Genomic DNA, 18,934 nt, shown 5'->3' on the forward strand with positions numbered 1-18,934 from the left:
GCGCTAGAGCTTCATCTCCCACGTTTCGCCCACGAGCTGCTTTCCATAGCTCTCGTGCGGCTCCGACTTGACGAGCTGGAAGCCGCGCTTGGCATAGATGGCGCGCGCGGCCACGAGATCGCTGTTGGTCCACAGCGTCATCTTCTTGTAGCCCTTGCGGCGTGCGAAGGCGATGCATTCGTCAACCAGTTTGCCGCCCAAGCCCAGTCCGCGCGCGGCAGGTGACAGGATCAACAAGCGCAGTTGCGCCACGCCGGCCGACTTGCGCACCACGAAGATCGAGCCCATGCGCTCGCCGTTGAGCTCGGCGATCCAGCAGCGCTCCCATTCGGGCTGGAACTTGAGCAGGAACTCCCCCGCGATCTGCGCCACCAGCGCCTCGAAGCTGCTGTCCCAGCCGTATTCGCGCGCGTAGATCTCGCCGTGCTGCTGCACCACCCAGCCGATGTCGCCGGGCGCCGGGTCGCGCAGGATCGCGGCCTGGGGTTTGGCGGGCGCGGCGGCCGGATCGAGCAGCGATTGCATCGTGGAGATCGCCTGCACCAGCTGATTTCGCTGAGCCGGGGCAAGCGGGGCGAGCAAAGCGGCGGCTTCTTCGCGAGATTTCTGTTGCAGCGGCGCGAATGCGGCATGGCCGGCCTCGGTCAGCCGCAGCACGCTTTGCCGGGCATCCCGCGCATGGGGCTCGCGCGTGAGCCAGCCCTCGGATTCGAAGCGGCGCAGGATGCGGCTCATGTAGCCGGCATCGAGCCCGAGGTCGCGGCCGATCTCGCTGGCGACCGCTGTTTCGCGGTGCGCCAGCTCGTACAGCACCCGCACATCGGTGAGCGACATGGCGCTACCGAGGTACGGATCGAGGGCGCCGATCCGGCGCGTGTAGAAGCGATTGAACTGCCGGATGGCCTTGACGGCGGCAACGTCGATGGTGGGCGAGGGCGTAGACATGGTTGCCATTGTCATTTTATTGATTGACTTTGGCAACCAATGGAGGCCGCATTAGAGCCCGGTCACTGGATGTTTGTAGCGACAGACATGCTCGAAAACCCTAAAATCGCGGGTTGCCCACGACAGCACCAGAGCCCCCCAGGCTGGGTCTGTCCCTAACTCCCCACTGATGAACGCCCCCGTCGACGTCTCCTTTTTTGCGCGCGCCGCCAAGCCGCTGACCAGCTACCGCAAGTACTGGGCGGCCCGTTTCGGCACGGCCAAGTTCCTGCCGACCTCGCGCAAGGAGATGCAAGCCCTCGGCTGGGACAGCTGCGACATCATCGTGGTCACGGGCGACGCCTATGTCGACCACCCCAGCTTCGGCATGTCGGTGATCGGCCGCATGCTCGAAGGGCAGGGCTTCCGCGTGGGCATCATTGCCCAGCCCGACTGGCAGAGCGCCGAGCCCTTCAAGGCGCTGGGCAAACCGAACCTGTTCTTCGGCGTGACCGCCGGCAACATGGATTCGATGATCAACCGCTACACGGCGGACCGGAAGATCCGCAGCGACGACGCCTACACCCCCGGCGACATCGGCGGCGCGCGCCCCGACCGTGCGGCCATCGTGTATTCGCAGCGCTGCAAGGAAGCCTGGAACGACGTGCCGATCATCCTGGGCGGCATCGAAGGGTCGCTCCGTCGCATCGCGCATTACGACTACTGGTCGGACAAGGTGCGCCGCTCCATCGTCGTCGACTCCAAGTGCGACCTGCTGCTGTACGGCAACGCCGAGCGCGCCATCGTCGAGATCGCGCACCGCCTGGCCGCCAAGGAACCGGTGCAGCAGATCACCGATGTGCGCGGCACCGCCTACGTGCGGCGCGAAACGCCCGAGGGCTGGTTCGAGATCAACTCCACCAGCGTCGATGAGCCGGGCCGCGTCGAGGCGCACGTCAATCCATACCTGATGGTGTCGGACCAGGCCAAGGCCAACGGCGCCACCTGCGCGAAGGAAGACGAGGCGCAGGACGTGGCCAAGGCCGCGGAAGCCGCCGGATCGCCTGCGCTTCAGTCGGTGCAGTCGGTGGTGAACCCAGCCATCAAGCCGCTCACCTTCATGCCCAACCCCGCGCTGCAAAGCCGCGGCAAGATCAGCGTTCCGCCGCGCGACCGCTCGGTGATCCGCCTGCCTTCCTACGAACAGGTGCGCAGCGACCCGGTGCTCTACGCGCACGCCAACCGCGTGCTGCACCTGGAAACCAACCCCGGCAATGCCCGCGCGCTGGTGCAGGCGCACGGCGAAGGCACCACGGCGCGCGATGTGTGGATCAACCCGCCGCCTATTCCGCTCACCACCGCGGAAATGGACTACGTGTTCGACCTGCCGTACGCGCGCAGCCCGCATCCGCGCTACGCCGACGAAAACGGCAGCCACGACGGCGCGACCAAGATTCCCGCGTGGGAAATGATCCGCTTCAGCGTGAACATCATGCGCGGCTGCTTCGGCGGCTGCACCTTCTGCTCCATCACCGAGCACGAGGGCCGCATCATCCAGAGCCGCTCCGAAGAATCGATCATCAAGGAGGTCGAGGCCATCCGCGATTCGGTAAGCGGCTTCACCGGCACCATCTCCGACCTGGGCGGCCCGACGGCGAACATGTATCGCCTCGGCTGCAAGAGCCCCGAGATCGAGTCGGCGTGCCGCAAGCCGAGTTGCGTGTACCCGGGCATCTGCCCGAACCTGGGCACGAACCACGATCCGCTCATCAAGATCTACCGCCGCGCGCGTGCGTTGCGCGGCATCAAGAAGATATTGATCGGTTCCGGCCTGCGCTACGACCTGGCCGTGCAGTCGCCCGAGTACGTGAAGGAGCTGGTGCAGCACCACGTGGGCGGTTATCTCAAGATCGCGCCCGAGCACACCGAGCAGGGCCCGCTCACCAAGATGATGAAGCCCGGCATCGGCAGCTACGACAAGTTCAAGCAGATGTTCGAGAAGTTCTCGGCCGAGGCGGGCAAGAAGCAGTACCTCATTCCGTACTTCATCGCCGCGCATCCGGGCACCAGCGACGAGGACATGATGAACCTGGCGATCTGGCTCAAGAAGAACGGTTTCCGCGCCGACCAGGTGCAGACGTTCTATCCGAGCCCGATGGCCACGGCGACGACGATGTACCACACCAACAAGAACCCGCTGCGCAAGATCACGCGCGAGAGCGAGACGGTGGACATCGTGCGCGGCGACAAGCGCCGCCGCCTGCACAAGGCGTTCCTGCGCTATCACGATGCCAACAACTGGCCCCTGCTGCGCGAGGCCTTGAAGAGCATGGGCCGCGCCGACCTGATCGGCAACGGCAAGCACCATCTCATCCCGACGTGGCAGCCGCTCACCGATGGCGGCTACACGAGCGCGCGGCGCAAGAACTCGACCTCGGCGCCGGCGGCTGCCAAGGCCTCGGCGCCCGTCAGGCTCGCGCCGGTGAAGCCCTCCAAGGGCCGCATGCTCACGCAGCACACGGGTCTGCCGCCTCGCGATAACGGCAGTGGTGGCGGCAGCGGCAAGCCGGTCAACAAGCCTTCATCGCGCAAGGTGCGTTGATCGGGCGGGTAGCGGGCGACCGCTACGCGTACTGCATCTCGCCGTTCCCGAACGACCAGTTCTCCTTCATCACCTCCACGAGGTTGATGAAGACGTCCTCGCGACGGATGCCCAGCTTCTTGTGCAGGTCGTCGGCCACGCGCTTGTAGAAGGCCTTCTTCATCTCGATCGTGCGTCCCTGGTTCAGCGTGATCTGAATCAAGACGAAACCCGCCGAGTACTCGACGCCCAGGTAGCTCTTGGGATGAACCAGGTCCTGCGCGGCATGCCGGGTGATGACTTGGAATTTGTCGTCCTTGGGCACATTGATGGTTTCGGTCATCGCCTGGTAGATCAGGTCACCGATGGCCGGGCCCAGCGTTTCCGGCGAGGCATCCGACAGCTCGATTCGAACGAATGGCATGGAGGTTTCTCCTGGTTGGGATCGTTTCAGTCTAGGACAGGGATACCCCGCAGCCAGAACACCCAGGCCAGCACCGCCGCGCAATGGAGCACGACGGTGGCGCGGTACACCATCAGAAAGCTCTGCTTGCTCGACTTGTGGCGAAGCAGCCGTTGCCCGGCCCAGGCACCCGGCCAGCCGCCCGCCAGCGCAAGCAGGTGCAGGGTGCTTTCCTTCGTGCGCCAGCGGCCGGTCTGCGCGGCGTTCTTGTCGAAGGCATAGGCGAAGAAGGCCAGCAGGCTCAGTCCCGGGACCACGCCGAGAACCAGCAGCGGCAAGCGGCCGGACCAGACGGCCGCACCGAGCAGCACTCCGTACGCCAGAAGGAAAAGCAGGCCCCACGAGGCCGAGGGTTCGGAAGTGCTGGAGCGGCGCGGATTCGACCGCCTCGATACGGGGCGGCGATGGCTGTTGATGGGCGTGTGCTTTGGCACCGGCCGCGAAGCCCGAGCCGACACCGCCTGCACAGCCACGGCGCGCGGCCCCTTGCCGCCGACATGGATCTCTTCGAAGCTCAGTTCCATGCCCACCTGCGGCTTTGCTTGCCGGTCGCTGAAGTCGCGCAGATGTACGAACACATCGGCCGATATCTCAGGACTGCGGATGAAACCGAAGCCGCGGTCGGCCTCCCAGCGGACGAGTCGACCTTGGCGTTTCATGCGGTGTGATGAGCGGGAAGAGGGCACATGGCCGAGATTCTCTCTTGCCCCTCCAGGACCCGGCTTCTATCATCGGCCGCTCATGAATCTGCACCACTCTCCCCCCACCATCGCCTGCCTCTGACGCGCGCCTCGCGCCGCGCTCAGACCCGCAAGTGGTCGCCGTCGTCTGCCTCCTGCAAGGCCGGGTGACGGCCGGATGGTCATGCCTGCCCTCTACAGAAACAGAGCGGCGGGCGTCATGGAGAACTTTCAACAATGAACGCAAGAATGTCTGCCGCCCTGGCCTGGGGCGGCGTGTTGCTGGCTGGCGCGCTATGGGGTGGCGGCGCGCTGGTGGCGCAATTTCTCATCGATGGCGGCATCGCGCCGCAGAGCCTGTCGCTGGCGCGCTTCGCGCTCGGAGTACCGCTGTTGTGGTGGCTGCATTGGCGGGCGGAGCGCGTGGCGCAGTCCACCGATGCGCACTGGCGCGATCTGACCCGGCGCGAGCAGGTTCAGGTCGTCGGCACCGGCGCCGCGATGGCGCTCAACGTGAGCTGCTGGTTCGCGGGCATCGCGCACCTGGGCGCCGCATTGCCGACGGTGATCTCGATCTGCTGCGCGCCGGTGATCGTCGCGCTCGTCTCGGTGCTGCGCGGCTACGAGCCCTTCGGCCTGCGCCTCGTCGCCGGGCTGTTGCTGGCACTCGCCGGCGTGGCACTGCTCGTGATGCCCGCAGGCGGATGGGGCCCGCTACCTGCCGGACATGCCGCCGGCCTCGCCTGGTCGTTCGCCTCGGCCTTCTGCTACGCGCTGGTGGTGCTCGGCAACGCGCGCATGCCGGCGCGGGTGCCGGCTGTCACCGCGTCGGCGTGGGGCATGAGCGTGGCGGCGCTGTGCATGCTCGCGGTCGCGTGGCCGAGCGGCATCACCTGGCCCAGCGGCGCGGCCCAATGGCTGGGCGCGGCCTACACCGGCATCATCACGACCTCGGTGGCCTACCTGGCCTTTGCCTGGGGTGCACGGCGCCTGTCCCCGACCGCCGCGGTGGTCGGCACGTTGATCGAGCCGCTGGTGGCGGCGTTGCTGGCGGCGCTGTTGTTCGCCGGGCCGATGGCGCCCCGGCAGTGGCTGGGTGCCGTGCTGCTCGCGGTGGCCATGCTGCTGCTCATGAGGCGCGGCGCGAAGACGGCACCTGAAACAGACGCCGATTGAAGCCAAAAGTGGTCGCGCCGTTGTATGGTGTGGCTCCATGAGCAGTTCGCCCCACCTGCCGGCATCGTGGACACGCACCCTGTGCGGCGCCGTCCTGTTCGCGTCCTCGCTGGCCTGTTGCGCGGCACCTGCCGAGTCCGCCGCGCCCGCCCAGGCGCTGCGCGACACCCACCAGCGGCTGAGCGACAAGCTCGACCACAGCAGCTTCGGCCGTCCCGTGCAACTCGATTCGAGCGAAACGCCCGGCGGGCTCGAGGGCGACGTCTACGCGGTGATCGACCATCCGCTGTCGGAGGTCACGGCGGCGTTCAAGGGATCGGCCCACTGGTGCGAACTGCTCACGCTGCACATCAACAACCGGCGCTGCAAGACCGGCACGGCGCAGGGGCGCGAGACGCTCACGCTCTACGTCGTGCGGCGCTATGACAAGCCGGTCGACCAGGCCTTCGAGCTGCCCTTCGTCTATCGCGTGGCAAGCGCGACACCCGAGCACCTGTCGGTCGAGCTCTCGGCTGCAAGCGGGCCGTTCGGCACGAGCAACTACCGCGTCACGCTCGAAGCGATTGCGCTCGATGCGCAGAAGAGCTTCGTGCATTTCAGCTACGGCTACGACCACAACATGATGGTGCGGCTCGCCACCCAGGCCTACCTTGCGACCTTCGGCCGTGACAAGGTCGGCTTCACGGTGATGGGCAAGGCGCCCGACGGCAAGCCCGAATACATCCGGGGCCTGCGGGGGCTGGTGGAGCGCAATGCGATGCGCTACTTCCTCACGCTCGATGCGTACCTGTCGAGCGACGCGAAGGATGCCGACGAGCGCCGCCAGCGCCACTGGTTCACGGCGGCCGAGCAGTACCCGCGGCAACTGCACGAGGTGGATCTCGACACCTACCTCGCGCTCAAGCGCGAAGACCGGCAGCGCGACGGTCGCTGAAAACCCGGGCCTTCAATCGGCCAGCGTGAGCAGCGGCACGTCGCGCTCGCGGCTCATCGCATCGAGCTCGGCGCGCGTGCGGGTCGCGAGCCATGCGGCCAGCGCCTTGTGCGTGGCCGTGGCCATCATGTCGGGCGGCGTCACGCCGGCCGCTTCGCAGAGGCGATTCGCGAAATGCGGCTCCAGCGCCGCCACCGCCACGCGGCCATCGGCACAGGGATACACACGGTAGCCCGCATGCGCCCCGCCGACCGCGCCCGAGGGCCGCGTGAGGCCCCAGGTGCGCGGCAGGGCCAGCCAGTCGGCCGAGGCGTTCAGGGCCACTTCCAGATAAATGCCGCTTGCCTTGCCACCGCCGCGGGCGCGACGCAGCACGGCCGTCAGCACCGCTTCGCTCGCGAGCAGCGCGCCGCCCATGTCGGCGTAGAGCGTGGGCGGCAGCTCGGTGCCGGTCACGAGACCGCTCTCGGCGACGTAGGTGAGGTCGTGGCCCGGCTCCTCGGCGCGCTCGCCCGGCGCACCGACGATGGCCACCTGCGACAGCGACGGATGGCGCGCCTGCAGCGCCGGCCAATCGAGGCCGAGCTTGCGCAGCGCGGAGGGGCGGAAGGAGGTGAGCAGCACGTCGGTCTTGGCAAGTTCGGCGTGCAGTTGCTGCTGGCCCGCTTCGGTCTTGAGGTCCGCGGTTTCGATGGCGATGCCTTCGTGCAGCGCGGCATAGGCCGGCTGGTTGTAGAGCGCCATCGGGTCGCCGGCCGGCGGTTCGAGCTTCAGGCAGGTGGCGCCCATCTGGCGGCAGCGCAGCAGCGCGGCCGGGCCGGGCAGGTTGAGCGCAAGGCTCAGGACGCGCACGCCTTCGAGCGGCAGGAAGGAGATGAGGCTGGACATGGTTGTCGATCCGGAGAACAGGTCAAAAGACATTCTCACCCGACCCGCGCGGGAGCCAGATTCCGCAAGCCGCCGCGTCGGCGCCGCGCGTAGCATGCGCGATGGCAGCGCACGTTCTTGCCGTTGCCGCACGATCCAACGTGACTCAAGGAGACCCCCATGTTCCAACCTTCCCTGATGAGCGGCCAGCGCATCCTCGTGACCGGCGGCGGCACCGGCCTCGGCCGCGCGATGGCCGAGCGCTTCCTCGGCCTGGGCGCCGACATCGCCATCTGCGGCCGGCGCCAGTCGGTCTGCGAGGAAACGGCGGCCGAGTGGCGCCAGCAGTTCCCGGGACGTCGCATCGACACCTTCGGCGTCGACATCCGCATCGCGCAGCAGGTCGACGAAATGGTCGAGAGCCTGTTCCAGAGCGGCGGCCTCACCGGCCTCATCAACAACGCGGCGGGCAACTTCGTCGCGCCGACCGAGAGCCTCTCGCCGCGCGCCTTCGACGCGATCGCGAACATCGTCTTCCACGGCAGCTTCTATGTGACGCAGGCGGTGGGCAAACGCTGGGTGGCGGAGGCCAAGTCGGGCAAGTGGAAGCAGGGCGACCCCTTCCGCAGCGTGATGAGCATCATCGTGACCTGGGTCGACAACGGCAGCCCCTACGTCGTGCCGTCGGCGATGAGCAAGGCCGGCATCGAGGTGATGACCAAGTCGCTCGCGGTGGAGTGGGCGCGGCACGGCATCCGCCTGAACGCCGTGGGCCCCGGCGAGATTCCCACCGAAGGCATGAGCAAGCGCCTGAACCCCGGCGAGGAACCGGGCGCGCGCACCAAGGAGATGAGCCCGATGGGCCGCACCGGCCGAATGAGCGAGCTGCAGAACATCGCCGCCTTCCTGATGGCGCCGGGCCAATGCGACTGGCTCACGGGCCAGAGCATCATGATGGACGGCGCCAACGCGCTGGCCAACGGCGGCAACTTCTACGAGCTGCGCCAGTGGAGCGACACCGAATGGAAGGACGCGCGCGAACGCATCGAGGCGCAGAACCAGAAGGACAAGGCGCAGCGCTGACGGCTACTTGCGCGGCGGCTTCGCCGCATGCACGGTGACGTGCTTGTTCACGGGGCTCGACAACACCAGGGAGGTGGTCACCGCGCCGTCCACCGCCAGCGCGTCGACCACGCGCTGCAGGTCGGCCGGCTCGGCGATGGCGCAGCGCACGAAGAAGCAGTCTTCGCCGGTCACGCGGTCGGCGCTCAGCACCTCGGGCATGGCATCGAACAGCTTCAGGTATTTGGCGATGCCCGCATGCGTGGTCTCGATGCGGATGATGGCCTGCAGCCCCACGCCCAGCGCTCGCAGGTTGACGCGGGCGCCGTAGCCTTCGATCACTCCCGCATCCTCGAGCTTGCGCACGCGCTCGCTCATCGCGGGCTGCGAGAGGCCGATGCGCTTGCCCAGTGCGGCCAGGCTCTGGCGCGCATCGGTCTGCAGGGCTTCGAGAATCAGGCGGTCCTTCTTGTCGATGTTCATGGTGTGTTTCATGACCGATGGGTGATCGGTTTGCGGCCCTGATTTTCGATGGGTTGCCATTCGGCGCGAGCGCAGCCGCCGATATCGTGGCGCACACCCTTCAGGAGAAACAAACGATGCAACTCGTCGGCATGCTCGATTCCCCTTATGTGCGCCGCGCCGCCATCTCGCTGCGGCTTCTCGGCCTTGCGTTCGAGCACCGCCCGGTCTCGGTCTTCAGCACCTTCGAGCAGTTCCGCGCGATCAACCCGGTGGTCAAGGCGCCCACGCTGGTGTGCGACGACGGCACGGTGCTCATGGACTCCACGTTGATCATCGACTACGCGGAAGCGCTGGCCGGTCGCAGCCTGATGCCTGCCGAGGTGGCACAGCGGCAGTGCGCGCTGCGCATCACCGGGCTGGCGCTGGCCGCTTGCGAGAAGACGGTGCAGATCGTCTACGAACACAACCTGCGCCCCGCCGAGAAGCTGCATCGGCCATGGCTCGACCGGGTGCAGGGGCAGCTCGTCGCGGCATACGCGGCGCTTGAGAAAGAAGTCGCTGCGATGCCGCTGCCGGCCGATGAATCGACGATGACGCAGGCCGGCGTTTCAGCCGCGGTGTCCTGGTCTTTCACGCAGCTGATGACGCCTGAAGCGATTGCGCCGGCCAATTTCCCACTGCTGGCGGCCTATGCCGCACGCGCAGAAAGCCTGCCGGTATTCCTGGCTTCACCCCAGGTGTGATTCAGTCCGCGATGTCCGCGCCGCGCTCGGCCAGCAATCCGCGCAGCAGCGAGCGGTGGCAGCGCGATTCGTCCTCGCAATAGCAGCCGACCGCCAGCGCGGTGCCGTGCGAGAGCGCGGCGAGCAGGTCGAGGCTGCGGCTCGCGTCGGCTTCGGCCATCTCGGACTTGTACTTGCGCGCGAAGGCGTTCCATTGCGCGGGCTCCTGCGTTGCCTGCGCCTCCTGGCCCAGCTTCATCGTCTCGGCGGATGGCGCGAGGTTGGGGTACCAGACGTCGTACCAATCCTGCGAGGCGAACTCGGTCTTCGGAACACCGCGCGGTGGACGGCGAACGGTGCCGATACGCAGGCCCTCGCCGGGTGCCCGAGGCGTACCTAGTCGAACGATGCGGATGCTCATGGGTGGGTCCTCCTTCTGTCCTGTCTTGTCAGGTGCCGACGATGCCGCCGTCGCGTCGCCGGATCGCCAGCGTCGCCGAACGCGGCCGCGCGCTGCCCGGCGCGGTGCCGTCGGGCCATGCGCTGTTGTGCGTGGTGCTGCCATCGTCGCGCGCCTCGCCCGGATGCTGGATGTTCACGAACAGCGTGCGGCGGTCGGGTGTGACCACGCAGCCGGTGATCTCGCTGCCGTTCGGTCCGGTCAGGAAGCGCTTGATCCGGCCGGTGGCCGGGTCTGCGCACAGCATCTGGTTGTTGCCGAGCGAAGCGTACGCGGGCCTGCCGATCACCTGGCCGCTCATGTCGGTCTGGATCCAGAGCAGGCCGCCGCTGTCGAAGTGCAGGCCGTCGGGGCTGCCGAACATGTCGGCATCGGTCGAGGGATACCGCGCACCGCTGCCCGCCTCTGCAGGGTCGCCAGCGAGCGCGAAGTGGTCCCAGGCGAAGCCGGTGCTCGCCGCATCGCCGCCGTCCTCGCGCCAGCGCAGGATGCCGCCGAAAAGATTGTTGGCACGCGGGTTGGCGGCATCGGGCGCGGGCTTGCCGGCATCGCCGCGCTGGCTGTTGTTGGTGAGGGTGACGTAGACCTCGCGGCTGTGCGGATGCACGGCGATCCACTCGGGGCGGTCCATCTTCGTGCCGCCGACGATGTCGCCTGCAAGGCGGGCGTGGATCAGCACCTCGGCCTGGTCGGCAAAGCCACTGGCCGCATCGACGCCGTTGCGGCCGTGCGTGAGTTCGAGCCACCGGCCACGTCCGCCGGCGTCGTAGCGCGCGACGTAGAGCGTGCCGTCGTCGAGCAGGTGGCGGTTGGCGGCGCGCGCTGCAGCGTCGGTGCCGGGGCGCACTTTCTCGCGGCTCACGAACTTGTAGATGTATTCGAAGCGCGCGTCGTCGCCCATGTAGACCACCACGCGGCCGTCTTTCGATGTCGTGCAGGTGGCGCTCTCCTGGCGCTTGCGGCCGAGGGCCGTGCGCTTGATCGGCGCAGCGCTGGGTTCGAAGGGGTCGATCTCGACCACCCAGCCGAAGCGGTGCGGCTCGTTCGGATGGCGGCTGAGGTCGAAGCGTTCGTCGAAGCGCCAGTACTCGACCCACTGCGTGGCCGGGACCGTGCCGTAGCGGCGCTGTGCGTCCGTCATGCCGGTCGCCGCTTCCTTCGGGCCGCCGAAGTAGCCGTGGAAGTTTTCTTCGCAGGTGAGATACGTGCCCCAGGGCGTGACGCCCATCGCGCAGTTGGCGAAGGTGCCGAAGACCTGGTCGCCGGCCGGGTTGGCGGCGGTGCGCATCAAGGGCGTGCCCGCGGCCGGGCCGGTGATGCGCATCGGCGTGTTGCCGTGGATGCGGCGCGCGAAGGGCGAGGGCTGCACCTGCTGCCAGCCGGTGGAGGTGTGGCGGACCTCGATCACCGAGACGCCCATCGCGTGGAGCGACTTGCGCACCTTCTCTGCGGTCCACACCTTGACGCCGTCGGTGTGCAGCAGTTGCTCGTCGGTGTACTCGTGGTTCATCACGAGCAGGCCGCGATCCCCACGCGCGTCGAGCGCGAAGAAGTGCATGCCGTCGTGGTGCATGCCGGCCTGCACCGCTTGGTCGGCGGCGCTGTTGGCGCCGTCCGGCGCGAAGGCCGGCATCTGGCCCGCGATGCCGGTGGGCGTGCCCCAGGGGTAGAGCAACTGCCATTCGTATTCGGGCGGCACGGCGACGGCATCGCGCAGGGACACGGGCACGCCGGTGAACCCGAGCGCATCGCCGTTGCTGCGCGCCGTGGAAGGCACCGCGCAGCCCTGGCCGAACAGCGCCACCACGGCGGCGGCCGAACCCGATTGAAGAAGGAAATGGCGACGGTCCAGCGGCATGGCAGAGGTGTTGGGTAGGCGACAGCCGCCATCATCGCCGAGGCACTGTGCCGGGCGATACTGGCCAAAACCCAACGAAACCCACAGGAGACCCGCATGAGCGATCGCATCGAATGGACCCGCCACCCCGACGGCGTGGTGGAACTGCAGCTGGCACGCGCCGACAAGATGAACGCGCTCGACCCCGCGATGTTCGATGCGCTGATTGAAGCCGGCGAGGCCTTGCGCGGCGACGCGGCGGTGCGCGCCGTGGTGATTTCCGGCCGAGGCAAGGCGTTCTGCGCGGGGCTCGACATGGCTTCGTTCGAGCGCATGCAGCAGGGCGCCGGCGAGGGCGTGTTGGGGGAGGGCGCGGCAGGGGCCGATCTGGTGAAGCGCACCCACGGCATCTCCAATGCCGCGCAACACGTCGCGATGGTCTGGCGCGACGTGCCGGTGCCGGTCATCGCCGCGGTGCACGGCGTGGCTTTCGGCGGTGGTCTTCAGGTGGCGCTGGGCGCGGACGTGCGCATCGTTGCGCCCGACACGAAGCTGTCGGTGATGGAAATCAAATGGGGCCTCGTGCCCGACATGGCCGGCATGGTGCTGATGCGCGAGCTGGCGCGCAACGACGTGGTGCGCGAGCTCACCTTCACCGGGCGCATCTTCTCGGGTGAAGAGGCGCTGCAGATCGGCTTTGCCACGCGCCTCTCGGCCGACCCGCTGGCCGAGGCGCTGCAGATGGCGCACGAGATCGCGGGCAAGAGTCCCGATGCGATTCGCGCCGGCAAGCGCCTGCTCAATGCAGCCATGTCGCAGAGTGCCGCGGAGCTGCTGATGGCGGAATCGGTCGAGCAGAAAGCACTGATCGGCAGCGCGAACCAGGCCGAAGCCGTGAAGGCCAACATCGAGCGCCGCGCACCGCGTTTCGGTCCGCCCGCCTGACCCGCAAGCCACCGTTGCGTTGCATCGTCCGCGCTCCGAAAGGAAGCGCGGCGTCTCCCTTTCCGAACGATTTACGCATTCCGATTGCCGAATAAATCCGGCATTTAACACACATCGGGTATCTGTGTGTAAGAATTAAGTAGTTGTTCTATGGGAGGGATGGATGGAAATGGAATCACTTTGTGTGCAGAAGGTCACGTCTTGTCGGGGAGTAGTCCCTTGGAAGGATGGCTCCTGAACGCGCACTCCTTAACAATCGACGGCTTTGCCTAGCGACGGCGGCCCCGCATGTCGACCACCACGTTCTTTTGTAACCTCAGCGTGCCCATCCTGGTGGGCGAGGATCGCTACAAGTACATCCCCATCGTCGGGGTTTTCCGCAGCATTCCGTTCGATCAAGTCGATGAGTGGGTGATGCACCCCGACGGCGGGCCACGCAGCGATCGCGAACTCGCGGCCGAAGTGCTTGTCGAGATCCGCAAGCCCCTCGGCGCCAGCGGGCGCACCGCGCCGCACGCTTTCGATGTGGCCGACATCCTGCAACTGGATCGCGCTGCCGCGATCGTTGTCTCCACTTTCCTTGCCGCGCTGCCTCGCGTCTGAGGCTTCGCTTCCTTTTCCTCTCTCGTTCTTCTTGCGCCTTGACCCAGCTCAGGCCGCAATCGCTCCCACCGCCCAGTAGAACGTCGGCCTTGCTCCGTTGAGCAGGTGGTCGCCGACCACGCGCCCCTTGTAGATCGTCGGGTTGTGCGATGCCAGCGTGCGCGCGTTGCGCCAGTGGCGATCGAGCCGGCGGTCTTCCTGAAGCGCCGAGGCGCCGCCGATGTCGAAGAGCCGTGTGCCCGCCAGCAGCACCGCATCGACGATGCCGGCCTGCGCCTTCGCGGTGTTGAGCTCCACCTCGAACAGCAGGCTCTCGGGAACGGGCTCGCCGCGCTGGCGGAAGCGGTCGACCTCGCCGAGCCCGCGCGCCACCGCCTGCACGGTGGACGCCGCGATGAACGCGGTGCTCGCCAACTGGCCGATGACCTGCTGCACCAGCGGATCTTCGCGCGGCGTGTCGCCGCTGCCGTGGCTGTAGACGCGCTTGCGCGGCTGCACGAAGGCGACCGCATCACGCACGATCGCGCGTGCAATGCCCGCCAGCGTGGCGAGGTGCGTGAGCTGGAAATGCGCGGTGAGCGGGGTCGGCTGGTCGCGCACGTAGAGCAGCACGTTCTCGGGCTTCACCCGCACGTTGCGAAAGCGCGTGGTGCCCGATGCGCTCAGCCGCTGGCCGAAGCCGCGCCAGTCGTCCACGCGCTCCACGCCTTCGGCTTCGGAGGGCACGAGCGCGATCACCCGGTCGCTGCTGCCATCGGCGTTCAGGCGCTGGGCCGAGACCGAGATCCAGTCGGCGTAGAGCGTGCCGGTGCTGTAGTACTTGTCGCCGTCCAGGCGCCACGCATCGCCGTCGCGCGACAGCGTGGTCTGCAGCGCGCCGAGCGCGCCTTCGCCGAGTTCGGTGGTGGCGTTGCCGAAGATCACGCCTTCGGCCGCGAGCCGCATCCACGGGCCATGCAGCGACGGATCGATCTCGGCGAACAGCCGCTCGATGAAGCCGAAGTGCGCGCGCAGGATCTGCGGCAGGTTGGAGTCCGCTTCGCCGAGCTCGATGAGCAGGTCGTACAGCTGCTCGACCGACGCTCCGATGCCGCCGTATTCGACCGGCACGCGCAGGGCGCCGAAGCGTTCGGCGTTGAGCCAGGCGACCGGCTCATGGGCCAGTTCGCGATCGTTTTCGCGCTGCGCCGCATGCACGGCGATGCGGTTGAAGATGGGGCGAAAGCGCGCGAGGAGTTGCTGCGAGGAGGGCGCAGCCGGCGCCGCGTTGGCGCGCGCCGGGCGCGGGGTGTCTTGGAGGATGGGCATTGGCCCCGCACTGTGCCCGCCGCCACGTAGCTTGGGAAATGCGCTTTCCGAGTTTGCTTATGCCGGGCGCACCGCCTGCATCGGGCTATCGCTTCCCGCGCGCATCCACCGGCCAGATCGCCACCAGCGCCCCGCCTTCGACCACGTGATAGACGTCGTGCAGGTTCACCGTCGGATCGCAGTGCGGCGTCACGAACTCGATGCGCGTGCCCAGTGCGGGGCGCGGCCCGGCCGGCATCAGCTTGCCGTGCTCGTCGCCGAAGAAGGCATAGCGGCTCGCGGCATCGGTGCCTCGCGCGACCAGCGGCACGCCGCCGTCGGTGGCGAAGCACTTGGTGCCGCCGTCGACGGTGACCCAGTCGGCCGCGTTGGTGCTGACCACGGCTGTCTGCACGAAGAGCGCCACTTCGAAGGGCGAGGGCTCGGTGCCGGCGGCCAGCACCTGCGTGTATTCCGCGTCCATGAAGACATAGGAGCCGGCCTGCAGTTCGGTGAAGGCGTTCTGCTCCGAATCGAGGTCGTGGGTGCCGGTGCCGGCACCGGTGACGATCTCGAAGTTGAATCCCTTGCGCCGGGCCGCCGCGACGATGCCCGCCACGGTTTCGCGCAGGGCCGCCGCCCTCGCGCTGCGCTCCTCGCGCGCCACGATGTGCTGCAGGTTGCCCGCATAGGCCTGCAGGCCGCGCAGCCGCAGGCCCGGCTCGGCGGCGATGGCGGCGGCGAGCGCGAGCACCTGTGCCTCGTTCGCGGCGCCGGTGCGGTTGTAGCCGGCGCCGTAGTCGACCAGCACAGGCAGCGGATGCAGCAACCCGCTCGCGGCCCGGGCCAGATCGGCCACGTTGGTGAGGTTGTCGGCCACCACCATCACGCCGCCGGGCGCCGCGCGTTCCGCGAGTTTCACGAGGCGCGCGATCTTGCTCGGCGTGACGGCGGGCGAGGTGATCAGCACGCTGCGGATGCCGCCATCGACCATGATTTCCGCTTCGCCCACGGTGACGCAGCTCACGCCGATGGCGCCCGCGGCCACCTGGCGCCGCGCGATCTCGATCGACTTGTGGGTCTTCACGTGCGGCCTGAGGCCGATGCCGCGCGCCTTCGCAAAGGCGGCCATGCGTTCGATGTTGCGCGTCATCGCGGGCAGGTCGATCAGCAGGGCGGGGGTGTCGAGCAGATGGCGGCCGCCGGGAACGCCGATCAGCGGCGAATTGGCGTGCAGGGGTCTGGGCATTGTTTTGTCTTCCTTTGTTCTCGGATTCGGGAAATCAGGCAATCGGCGAGTCGGGGTCTCGCGACGCAGGGATGCCTGCGCGCGAAATGATCGCATCGAAACATCCGGAATGCGCAGCCGGCCGGGCAGCTTCTTTCGCTGCACGCAGGCGAAGGTGCTACCGGGGCCGCCTTGCCGTGTGCTTCGGCAGGCTCGCGCCGCGTTAAAGCGGCGGCCCGACGCGCCGCAGCGCCATCCACCACAGCAGCCCCGCGTTCACCGCCCAACTGCCCGCGAGCAGCATCAGCGCGGTGTTCGCCACGCCGGGCGACAGGTCGAGCGTCAGCAGGCCCAGCGACCACGGCAGGCCGCCCGCGATGGCGAGCAGCATGCCCGCGTCGCTGTCCGGCACGGCCGCGGTCCCGAGCACGCACACCACGCCGGCGACCGTGTAGATCGACGCCGCGATGCGCCAGCCGGGGCGAAAAGTCGGTTGCGAGCGTGCCGTGGACATGACCCGAGCATCGCCGATTGCGGTGACGGCCGTGAAGGCTGGATACGCGCAGGAACGTAGTGTTTTGGCGACGGTTCGTCGGCGGGCCTGCCAACGAAATCACGATCGCGGGGCCTCGCTGCGGCAGCAGAACCTTCACAGCCGTTTCGCGCGACTGTCACTTGACCGCGCCACCATGCGCCCATGGCTGGCCAACTCATCTCCATCGCCCTCACCGTCGACCAACACGACGCCGGGGATTACTTCTGGGTGCTCCTCGAATCCTTCGACAACTCGATGGAGTTCGAACCGCTGATGGAGGCCGCCACGGGCTTCGCCACGTACGGCGATGCGCTGCAGGCAGGCTACGTCGTGCTCAAGGGCCTGTCGGAAGACCTGGGCGTGGGGCCTCGGGAAGAGGGCGACGATGCGAGCCTGATGGCGATGGACGACGTGGGCGACGCCGACTGACGCTTCGCGTCTCCGTGAAGACCCGGCTCGGCAGCGGCTGGGCGTAAGTAGCTCCAGGAATTCGCAGCATTCGCAATAGCCTGCGATCGCCTTCGCAAGAGTTCGCCCTTTCAGTCCTTCTGCAAAGTTCGCAATCTGCGTAGATTGCGAAGCATGACGACACCCGTTGGAACAACCGAACTCCGCGAGCTGGTACTGCCGGTGCACGCCAATCACCGCGGCACGCTCTTCGCCGGCCAGGGCCTGCAATTGATGAGCAAGGCGGCCTTCCTGGCCGCACGCGATCTGGCACAGCGCGAGGTGGTGATGGCCGGTGTGACCAGCGTCGCCTTTCTTGCGCCGGTGCCGGTGGGCTATCAGCTCATCCTGCGCGGCTGGGTCAGCCGCATCGGCCGGTGCTCGATGACCGTGTGCGTGACCGGCATCGCCGACGTGCCGGGCGTTCCCGCGGAAGAAGTCCTCAAGGGCGTGTTCGAGATGGTGGCGGTCAACGCCGCCGGCCGCCCCACCGGCATCGATCGCTCTTATCTGAACAAGGAAACCGCGTGACCACGACCACCACCGCCACGAACGAAACGGCCGCCCCGGCTGGTTTCAAGCCCAAGAAATCCGTCGCCCTCTCGGGCGTGACCGCGGGCAACACGGCGCTGTGCACCGTCGGCCGCACGGGCAACGACCTGCACTACCGCGGCTACGACATCCTGGACATCGCCGAGGTCTGCGAATTCGAGGAAATCGCCCACCTGCTGGTGCACGGCAAGCTGCCCACGCGCGCCGAACTCAAGGCCTACAAGACGCGGCTGAAGGCGATGCGCGGCCTGCCGGCCAACGTGAAGGCCGCGCTGGAGAGCCTGCCTGCCGGTGCCCATCCGATGGACGTGATGCGCACCGGCGTCTCGGCGCAGGGCTGCGTGCTGCCCGAGAAGGACGACCACAACCTGCCCGGCGCGCGCGACATCGCCGACCGCCTGATGGCCTCGCTCGGCTCGATGCTGCTGTACTGGTACCACTGGAGCAGCCAGGGCAAGCGCATCGAGGTGGAGACCGACGACGATTCGATCGGCGGCCACTTCCTGCACCTGCTGCACGGCCAGAAGCCCTCCGAGGCCTGGGTGCGCGCGATGCACACCTCGCTGAACCTGTACGCCGAGCACGAATTCAACGCCAGCACCTTCACCGCGCGCGTGATTGCTGGCACCGGCAGCGACATGCACTCGGCCATTGCCGGCGCCATCGGCGCGCTGCGCGGCCCCAAGCACGGCGGCGCGAACGAGGTCGCCTTCGAGATCCAGAAGCGCTACGACGCGCCCGACGAAGCCGAGGCCGACATACGCCGCCGCGTGGAGGCCAAGGAGGTCGTCATCGGCTTCGGCCACCCGGTCTACACGGTGAGCGATCCGCGCAACGTGGTGATCAAGGGCGTGGCGAAATCGCTGTCCGAGGAGGCCGGCTCCACCAAGATGTTCGACATCGCGGAGCGCCTGGAGACGGTGATGTGGGAGGTCAAGAAGATGTTCCCCAACCTCGACTGGTTCAGCGCGGTGAGCTACCACATGATGGGCGTACCCACGGCGATGTTCACGCCCCTCTTCGTGATCGCGCGCACCAGCGGCTGGGCCGCGCATGTGATCGAGCAGCGCGTGGACAACAAGATCATTCGGCCGAGCGCCAACTACACCGGTCCGGAAGACCTGAAGTTCGTGCCGATCGCGGCGCGCGTCTGAGAGGCTTTCCGA

At 67.6% G+C, this 18,934-nt stretch carries 20 protein-coding genes; 10 read left to right on the forward strand and 10 right to left on the reverse strand.

Annotation, left to right across the window (positions count from 1 at the left end):
- Nucleotides 1-3: 3 nt before the first annotated feature.
- A complete protein-coding gene (locus tag QFZ83_RS09385; RefSeq protein ID WP_373457499.1) occupies nucleotides 4-960 on the reverse strand; it encodes a GNAT family N-acetyltransferase in 957 nt (318 codons plus the stop codon).
- Between the two features lie 154 nt (nucleotides 961-1,114).
- On the opposite strand from QFZ83_RS09385, the gene QFZ83_RS09390 reads away from it, so the two are divergent.
- On the forward strand, nucleotides 1,115-3,526 hold the full coding sequence (locus QFZ83_RS09390; protein ID WP_307505343.1) for a YgiQ family radical SAM protein: 2,412 nt from the start codon (nucleotides 1,115-1,117) through the stop codon (nucleotides 3,524-3,526).
- 22 nt (nucleotides 3,527-3,548) lie between these two features.
- Here QFZ83_RS09390 and QFZ83_RS09395 read toward each other — a convergent pair whose 3' ends face one another.
- Together QFZ83_RS09395 and QFZ83_RS09400 are read right to left on the reverse strand one after the other, a co-directional pair.
- A complete protein-coding gene (locus tag QFZ83_RS09395) occupies nucleotides 3,549-3,929 on the reverse strand; it encodes a tautomerase family protein (RefSeq protein WP_306878334.1) in 381 nt (126 codons plus the stop codon).
- A 26-nt stretch (nucleotides 3,930-3,955) separates the two neighbouring features.
- Nucleotides 3,956-4,627, reverse strand: coding sequence for a cold shock and DUF1294 domain-containing protein (locus QFZ83_RS09400; protein WP_307505346.1), 672 nt, complete (start codon nucleotides 4,625-4,627; stop codon nucleotides 3,956-3,958).
- Nucleotides 4,628-4,897: 270 nt separating this feature from the next.
- On the opposite strand from QFZ83_RS09400, the gene QFZ83_RS09405 reads away from it, so the two are divergent.
- Together QFZ83_RS09405 and QFZ83_RS09410 are read left to right on the forward strand one after the other, a co-directional pair.
- The gene (locus tag QFZ83_RS09405) at nucleotides 4,898-5,824 is read left to right on the forward strand and encodes a DMT family transporter (RefSeq protein WP_307505348.1); all 927 of its coding nucleotides are present in this window, start codon (nucleotides 4,898-4,900) and stop codon (nucleotides 5,822-5,824) included.
- A 37-nt stretch (nucleotides 5,825-5,861) separates the two neighbouring features.
- Complete coding sequence (locus tag QFZ83_RS09410; RefSeq protein ID WP_307505350.1) at nucleotides 5,862-6,758, forward strand: hypothetical protein; 897 nt, start codon at nucleotides 5,862-5,864, stop codon at nucleotides 6,756-6,758.
- A gap of 12 nt (nucleotides 6,759-6,770) precedes the next feature.
- Here QFZ83_RS09410 and QFZ83_RS09415 read toward each other — a convergent pair whose 3' ends face one another.
- The gene (locus QFZ83_RS09415) at nucleotides 6,771-7,646 is read right to left on the reverse strand and encodes a CoA transferase (RefSeq protein ID WP_307505354.1); all 876 of its coding nucleotides are present in this window, start codon (nucleotides 7,644-7,646) and stop codon (nucleotides 6,771-6,773) included.
- A 159-nt stretch (nucleotides 7,647-7,805) separates the two neighbouring features.
- Here QFZ83_RS09415 and QFZ83_RS09420 point away from each other — a divergent pair, with 159 nt between their 5' ends.
- Entirely contained in the window at nucleotides 7,806-8,708 is a 903-nt protein-coding gene (locus QFZ83_RS09420) for an SDR family oxidoreductase (RefSeq protein WP_307505357.1), read from the forward strand.
- 3 nt (nucleotides 8,709-8,711) lie between these two features.
- Here QFZ83_RS09420 and QFZ83_RS09425 read toward each other — a convergent pair whose 3' ends face one another.
- Nucleotides 8,712-9,170 carry an Lrp/AsnC family transcriptional regulator gene (locus tag QFZ83_RS09425; protein WP_307505359.1) on the reverse strand — a complete coding sequence of 153 codons (459 nt, stop codon included), beginning with the start codon at nucleotides 9,168-9,170 and terminating at the stop codon, nucleotides 8,712-8,714.
- 116 nt (nucleotides 9,171-9,286) lie between these two features.
- On the opposite strand from QFZ83_RS09425, the gene QFZ83_RS09430 reads away from it, so the two are divergent.
- A complete protein-coding gene (locus tag QFZ83_RS09430; RefSeq protein ID WP_307505362.1) occupies nucleotides 9,287-9,895 on the forward strand; it encodes a glutathione S-transferase in 609 nt (202 codons plus the stop codon).
- A 1-nt stretch (nucleotide 9,896) separates the two neighbouring features.
- Here the strand turns inward: QFZ83_RS09430 and QFZ83_RS09435 are convergent, their stop codons facing one another.
- Both QFZ83_RS09435 and QFZ83_RS09440 read right to left on the reverse strand, forming a co-directional pair.
- Nucleotides 9,897-10,295 carry a DUF488 domain-containing protein gene (locus QFZ83_RS09435; protein ID WP_307505365.1) on the reverse strand — a complete coding sequence of 133 codons (399 nt, stop codon included), beginning with the start codon at nucleotides 10,293-10,295 and terminating at the stop codon, nucleotides 9,897-9,899.
- Between the two features lie 28 nt (nucleotides 10,296-10,323).
- Nucleotides 10,324-12,192, reverse strand: coding sequence for a PhoX family phosphatase (locus QFZ83_RS09440; RefSeq protein WP_307505368.1), 1,869 nt, complete (start codon nucleotides 12,190-12,192; stop codon nucleotides 10,324-10,326).
- 96 nt (nucleotides 12,193-12,288) lie between these two features.
- On the opposite strand from QFZ83_RS09440, the gene QFZ83_RS09445 reads away from it, so the two are divergent.
- Both QFZ83_RS09445 and QFZ83_RS09450 read left to right on the forward strand, forming a co-directional pair.
- Entirely contained in the window at nucleotides 12,289-13,116 is an 828-nt protein-coding gene (locus QFZ83_RS09445) for a crotonase/enoyl-CoA hydratase family protein (protein ID WP_307505371.1), read from the forward strand.
- 288 nt (nucleotides 13,117-13,404) lie between these two features.
- Nucleotides 13,405-13,719 carry a hypothetical protein gene (locus QFZ83_RS09450; protein ID WP_013542063.1) on the forward strand — a complete coding sequence of 105 codons (315 nt, stop codon included), beginning with the start codon at nucleotides 13,405-13,407 and terminating at the stop codon, nucleotides 13,717-13,719.
- A 48-nt stretch (nucleotides 13,720-13,767) separates the two neighbouring features.
- On the opposite strand, the gene QFZ83_RS09455 is transcribed toward QFZ83_RS09450, so the two are convergent.
- From QFZ83_RS09455 to QFZ83_RS09465, 3 genes are all read right to left on the reverse strand, one after another.
- Nucleotides 13,768-15,027, reverse strand: coding sequence for an acyl-CoA dehydrogenase family protein (locus QFZ83_RS09455; protein WP_307505374.1), 1,260 nt, complete (start codon nucleotides 15,025-15,027; stop codon nucleotides 13,768-13,770).
- Nucleotides 15,028-15,112: 85 nt separating this feature from the next.
- Nucleotides 15,113-16,255 (reverse strand): DSD1 family PLP-dependent enzyme, encoded by a 1,143-nt coding sequence (locus QFZ83_RS09460; RefSeq protein WP_307505377.1) that lies wholly within the window; start codon nucleotides 16,253-16,255, stop codon nucleotides 15,113-15,115.
- Between the two features lie 202 nt (nucleotides 16,256-16,457).
- Nucleotides 16,458-16,748, reverse strand: a complete 291-nt coding sequence (locus QFZ83_RS09465) for a hypothetical protein (RefSeq protein WP_307505379.1) — start codon at nucleotides 16,746-16,748, stop codon at nucleotides 16,458-16,460.
- A gap of 183 nt (nucleotides 16,749-16,931) precedes the next feature.
- Here QFZ83_RS09465 and QFZ83_RS09470 point away from each other — a divergent pair, with 183 nt between their 5' ends.
- The 3 genes from QFZ83_RS09470 (at nucleotide 16,932) to prpC (ending at nucleotide 18,922) form a co-directional block, all read left to right on the forward strand.
- Nucleotides 16,932-17,198, forward strand: a complete 267-nt coding sequence (locus QFZ83_RS09470; RefSeq protein ID WP_013542059.1) for a hypothetical protein — start codon at nucleotides 16,932-16,934, stop codon at nucleotides 17,196-17,198.
- 153 nt (nucleotides 17,199-17,351) lie between these two features.
- The gene (locus QFZ83_RS09475; RefSeq protein WP_013542058.1) at nucleotides 17,352-17,747 is read left to right on the forward strand and encodes an acyl-CoA thioesterase; all 396 of its coding nucleotides are present in this window, start codon (nucleotides 17,352-17,354) and stop codon (nucleotides 17,745-17,747) included.
- Nucleotides 17,744-18,922 (forward strand): 2-methylcitrate synthase, encoded by a 1,179-nt coding sequence (gene prpC / locus QFZ83_RS09480; protein WP_307505381.1) that lies wholly within the window; start codon nucleotides 17,744-17,746, stop codon nucleotides 18,920-18,922. The genes QFZ83_RS09475 and prpC overlap by 4 nt, the downstream gene beginning before the upstream one ends.
- Nucleotides 18,923-18,934: the final 12 nt, after the last annotated feature.

The organism is Variovorax sp. W1I1 (genome assembly GCF_030815625.1).
GTDB classification, from domain to species: domain Bacteria; phylum Pseudomonadota; class Gammaproteobacteria; order Burkholderiales; family Burkholderiaceae_C; genus Variovorax; species Variovorax paradoxus_C.

Bases quoted from the DNA above. Each gene is read 5' to 3' on its own strand.
- QFZ83_RS09415 (WP_307505354.1), bottom strand. From the start codon at position 7,646: ATGTCCAGCCTCATCTCCTTCCTGCCGCTCGAAGGCGTGCGCGTCCTG.
- QFZ83_RS09385 (WP_373457499.1), bottom strand. From the start codon at position 960: ATGACAATGGCAACCATGTCTACGCCCTCGCCCACCATCGACGTTGCC.
- QFZ83_RS09420 (WP_307505357.1), top strand. From the start codon at position 7,806: ATGTTCCAACCTTCCCTGATGAGCGGCCAGCGCATCCTCGTGACCGGC.
- QFZ83_RS09460 (WP_307505377.1), bottom strand. From the start codon at position 16,255: ATGCCCAGACCCCTGCACGCCAATTCGCCGCTGATCGGCGTTCCCGGC.
- QFZ83_RS09405 (WP_307505348.1), top strand. From the start codon at position 4,898: ATGTCTGCCGCCCTGGCCTGGGGCGGCGTGTTGCTGGCTGGCGCGCTA.
- QFZ83_RS09450 (WP_013542063.1), top strand. From the start codon at position 13,405: ATGTCGACCACCACGTTCTTTTGTAACCTCAGCGTGCCCATCCTGGTG.
- QFZ83_RS09400 (WP_307505346.1), bottom strand. From the start codon at position 4,627: ATGAAACGCCAAGGTCGACTCGTCCGCTGGGAGGCCGACCGCGGCTTC.
- QFZ83_RS09395 (WP_306878334.1), bottom strand. From the start codon at position 3,929: ATGCCATTCGTTCGAATCGAGCTGTCGGATGCCTCGCCGGAAACGCTG.
- QFZ83_RS09465 (WP_307505379.1), bottom strand. From the start codon at position 16,748: ATGTCCACGGCACGCTCGCAACCGACTTTTCGCCCCGGCTGGCGCATC.
- QFZ83_RS09470 (WP_013542059.1), top strand. From the start codon at position 16,932: ATGGCTGGCCAACTCATCTCCATCGCCCTCACCGTCGACCAACACGAC.
- QFZ83_RS09410 (WP_307505350.1), top strand. From the start codon at position 5,862: ATGAGCAGTTCGCCCCACCTGCCGGCATCGTGGACACGCACCCTGTGC.
- QFZ83_RS09390 (WP_307505343.1), top strand. From the start codon at position 1,115: ATGAACGCCCCCGTCGACGTCTCCTTTTTTGCGCGCGCCGCCAAGCCG.
- QFZ83_RS09455 (WP_307505374.1), bottom strand. From the start codon at position 15,027: ATGCCCATCCTCCAAGACACCCCGCGCCCGGCGCGCGCCAACGCGGCG.
- QFZ83_RS09440 (WP_307505368.1), bottom strand. From the start codon at position 12,192: ATGCCGCTGGACCGTCGCCATTTCCTTCTTCAATCGGGTTCGGCCGCC.
- QFZ83_RS09445 (WP_307505371.1), top strand. From the start codon at position 12,289: ATGAGCGATCGCATCGAATGGACCCGCCACCCCGACGGCGTGGTGGAA.
- QFZ83_RS09435 (WP_307505365.1), bottom strand. From the start codon at position 10,295: ATGAGCATCCGCATCGTTCGACTAGGTACGCCTCGGGCACCCGGCGAG.
- QFZ83_RS09425 (WP_307505359.1), bottom strand. From the start codon at position 9,170: ATGAACATCGACAAGAAGGACCGCCTGATTCTCGAAGCCCTGCAGACC.
- QFZ83_RS09475 (WP_013542058.1), top strand. From the start codon at position 17,352: ATGACGACACCCGTTGGAACAACCGAACTCCGCGAGCTGGTACTGCCG.
- QFZ83_RS09430 (WP_307505362.1), top strand. From the start codon at position 9,287: ATGCAACTCGTCGGCATGCTCGATTCCCCTTATGTGCGCCGCGCCGCC.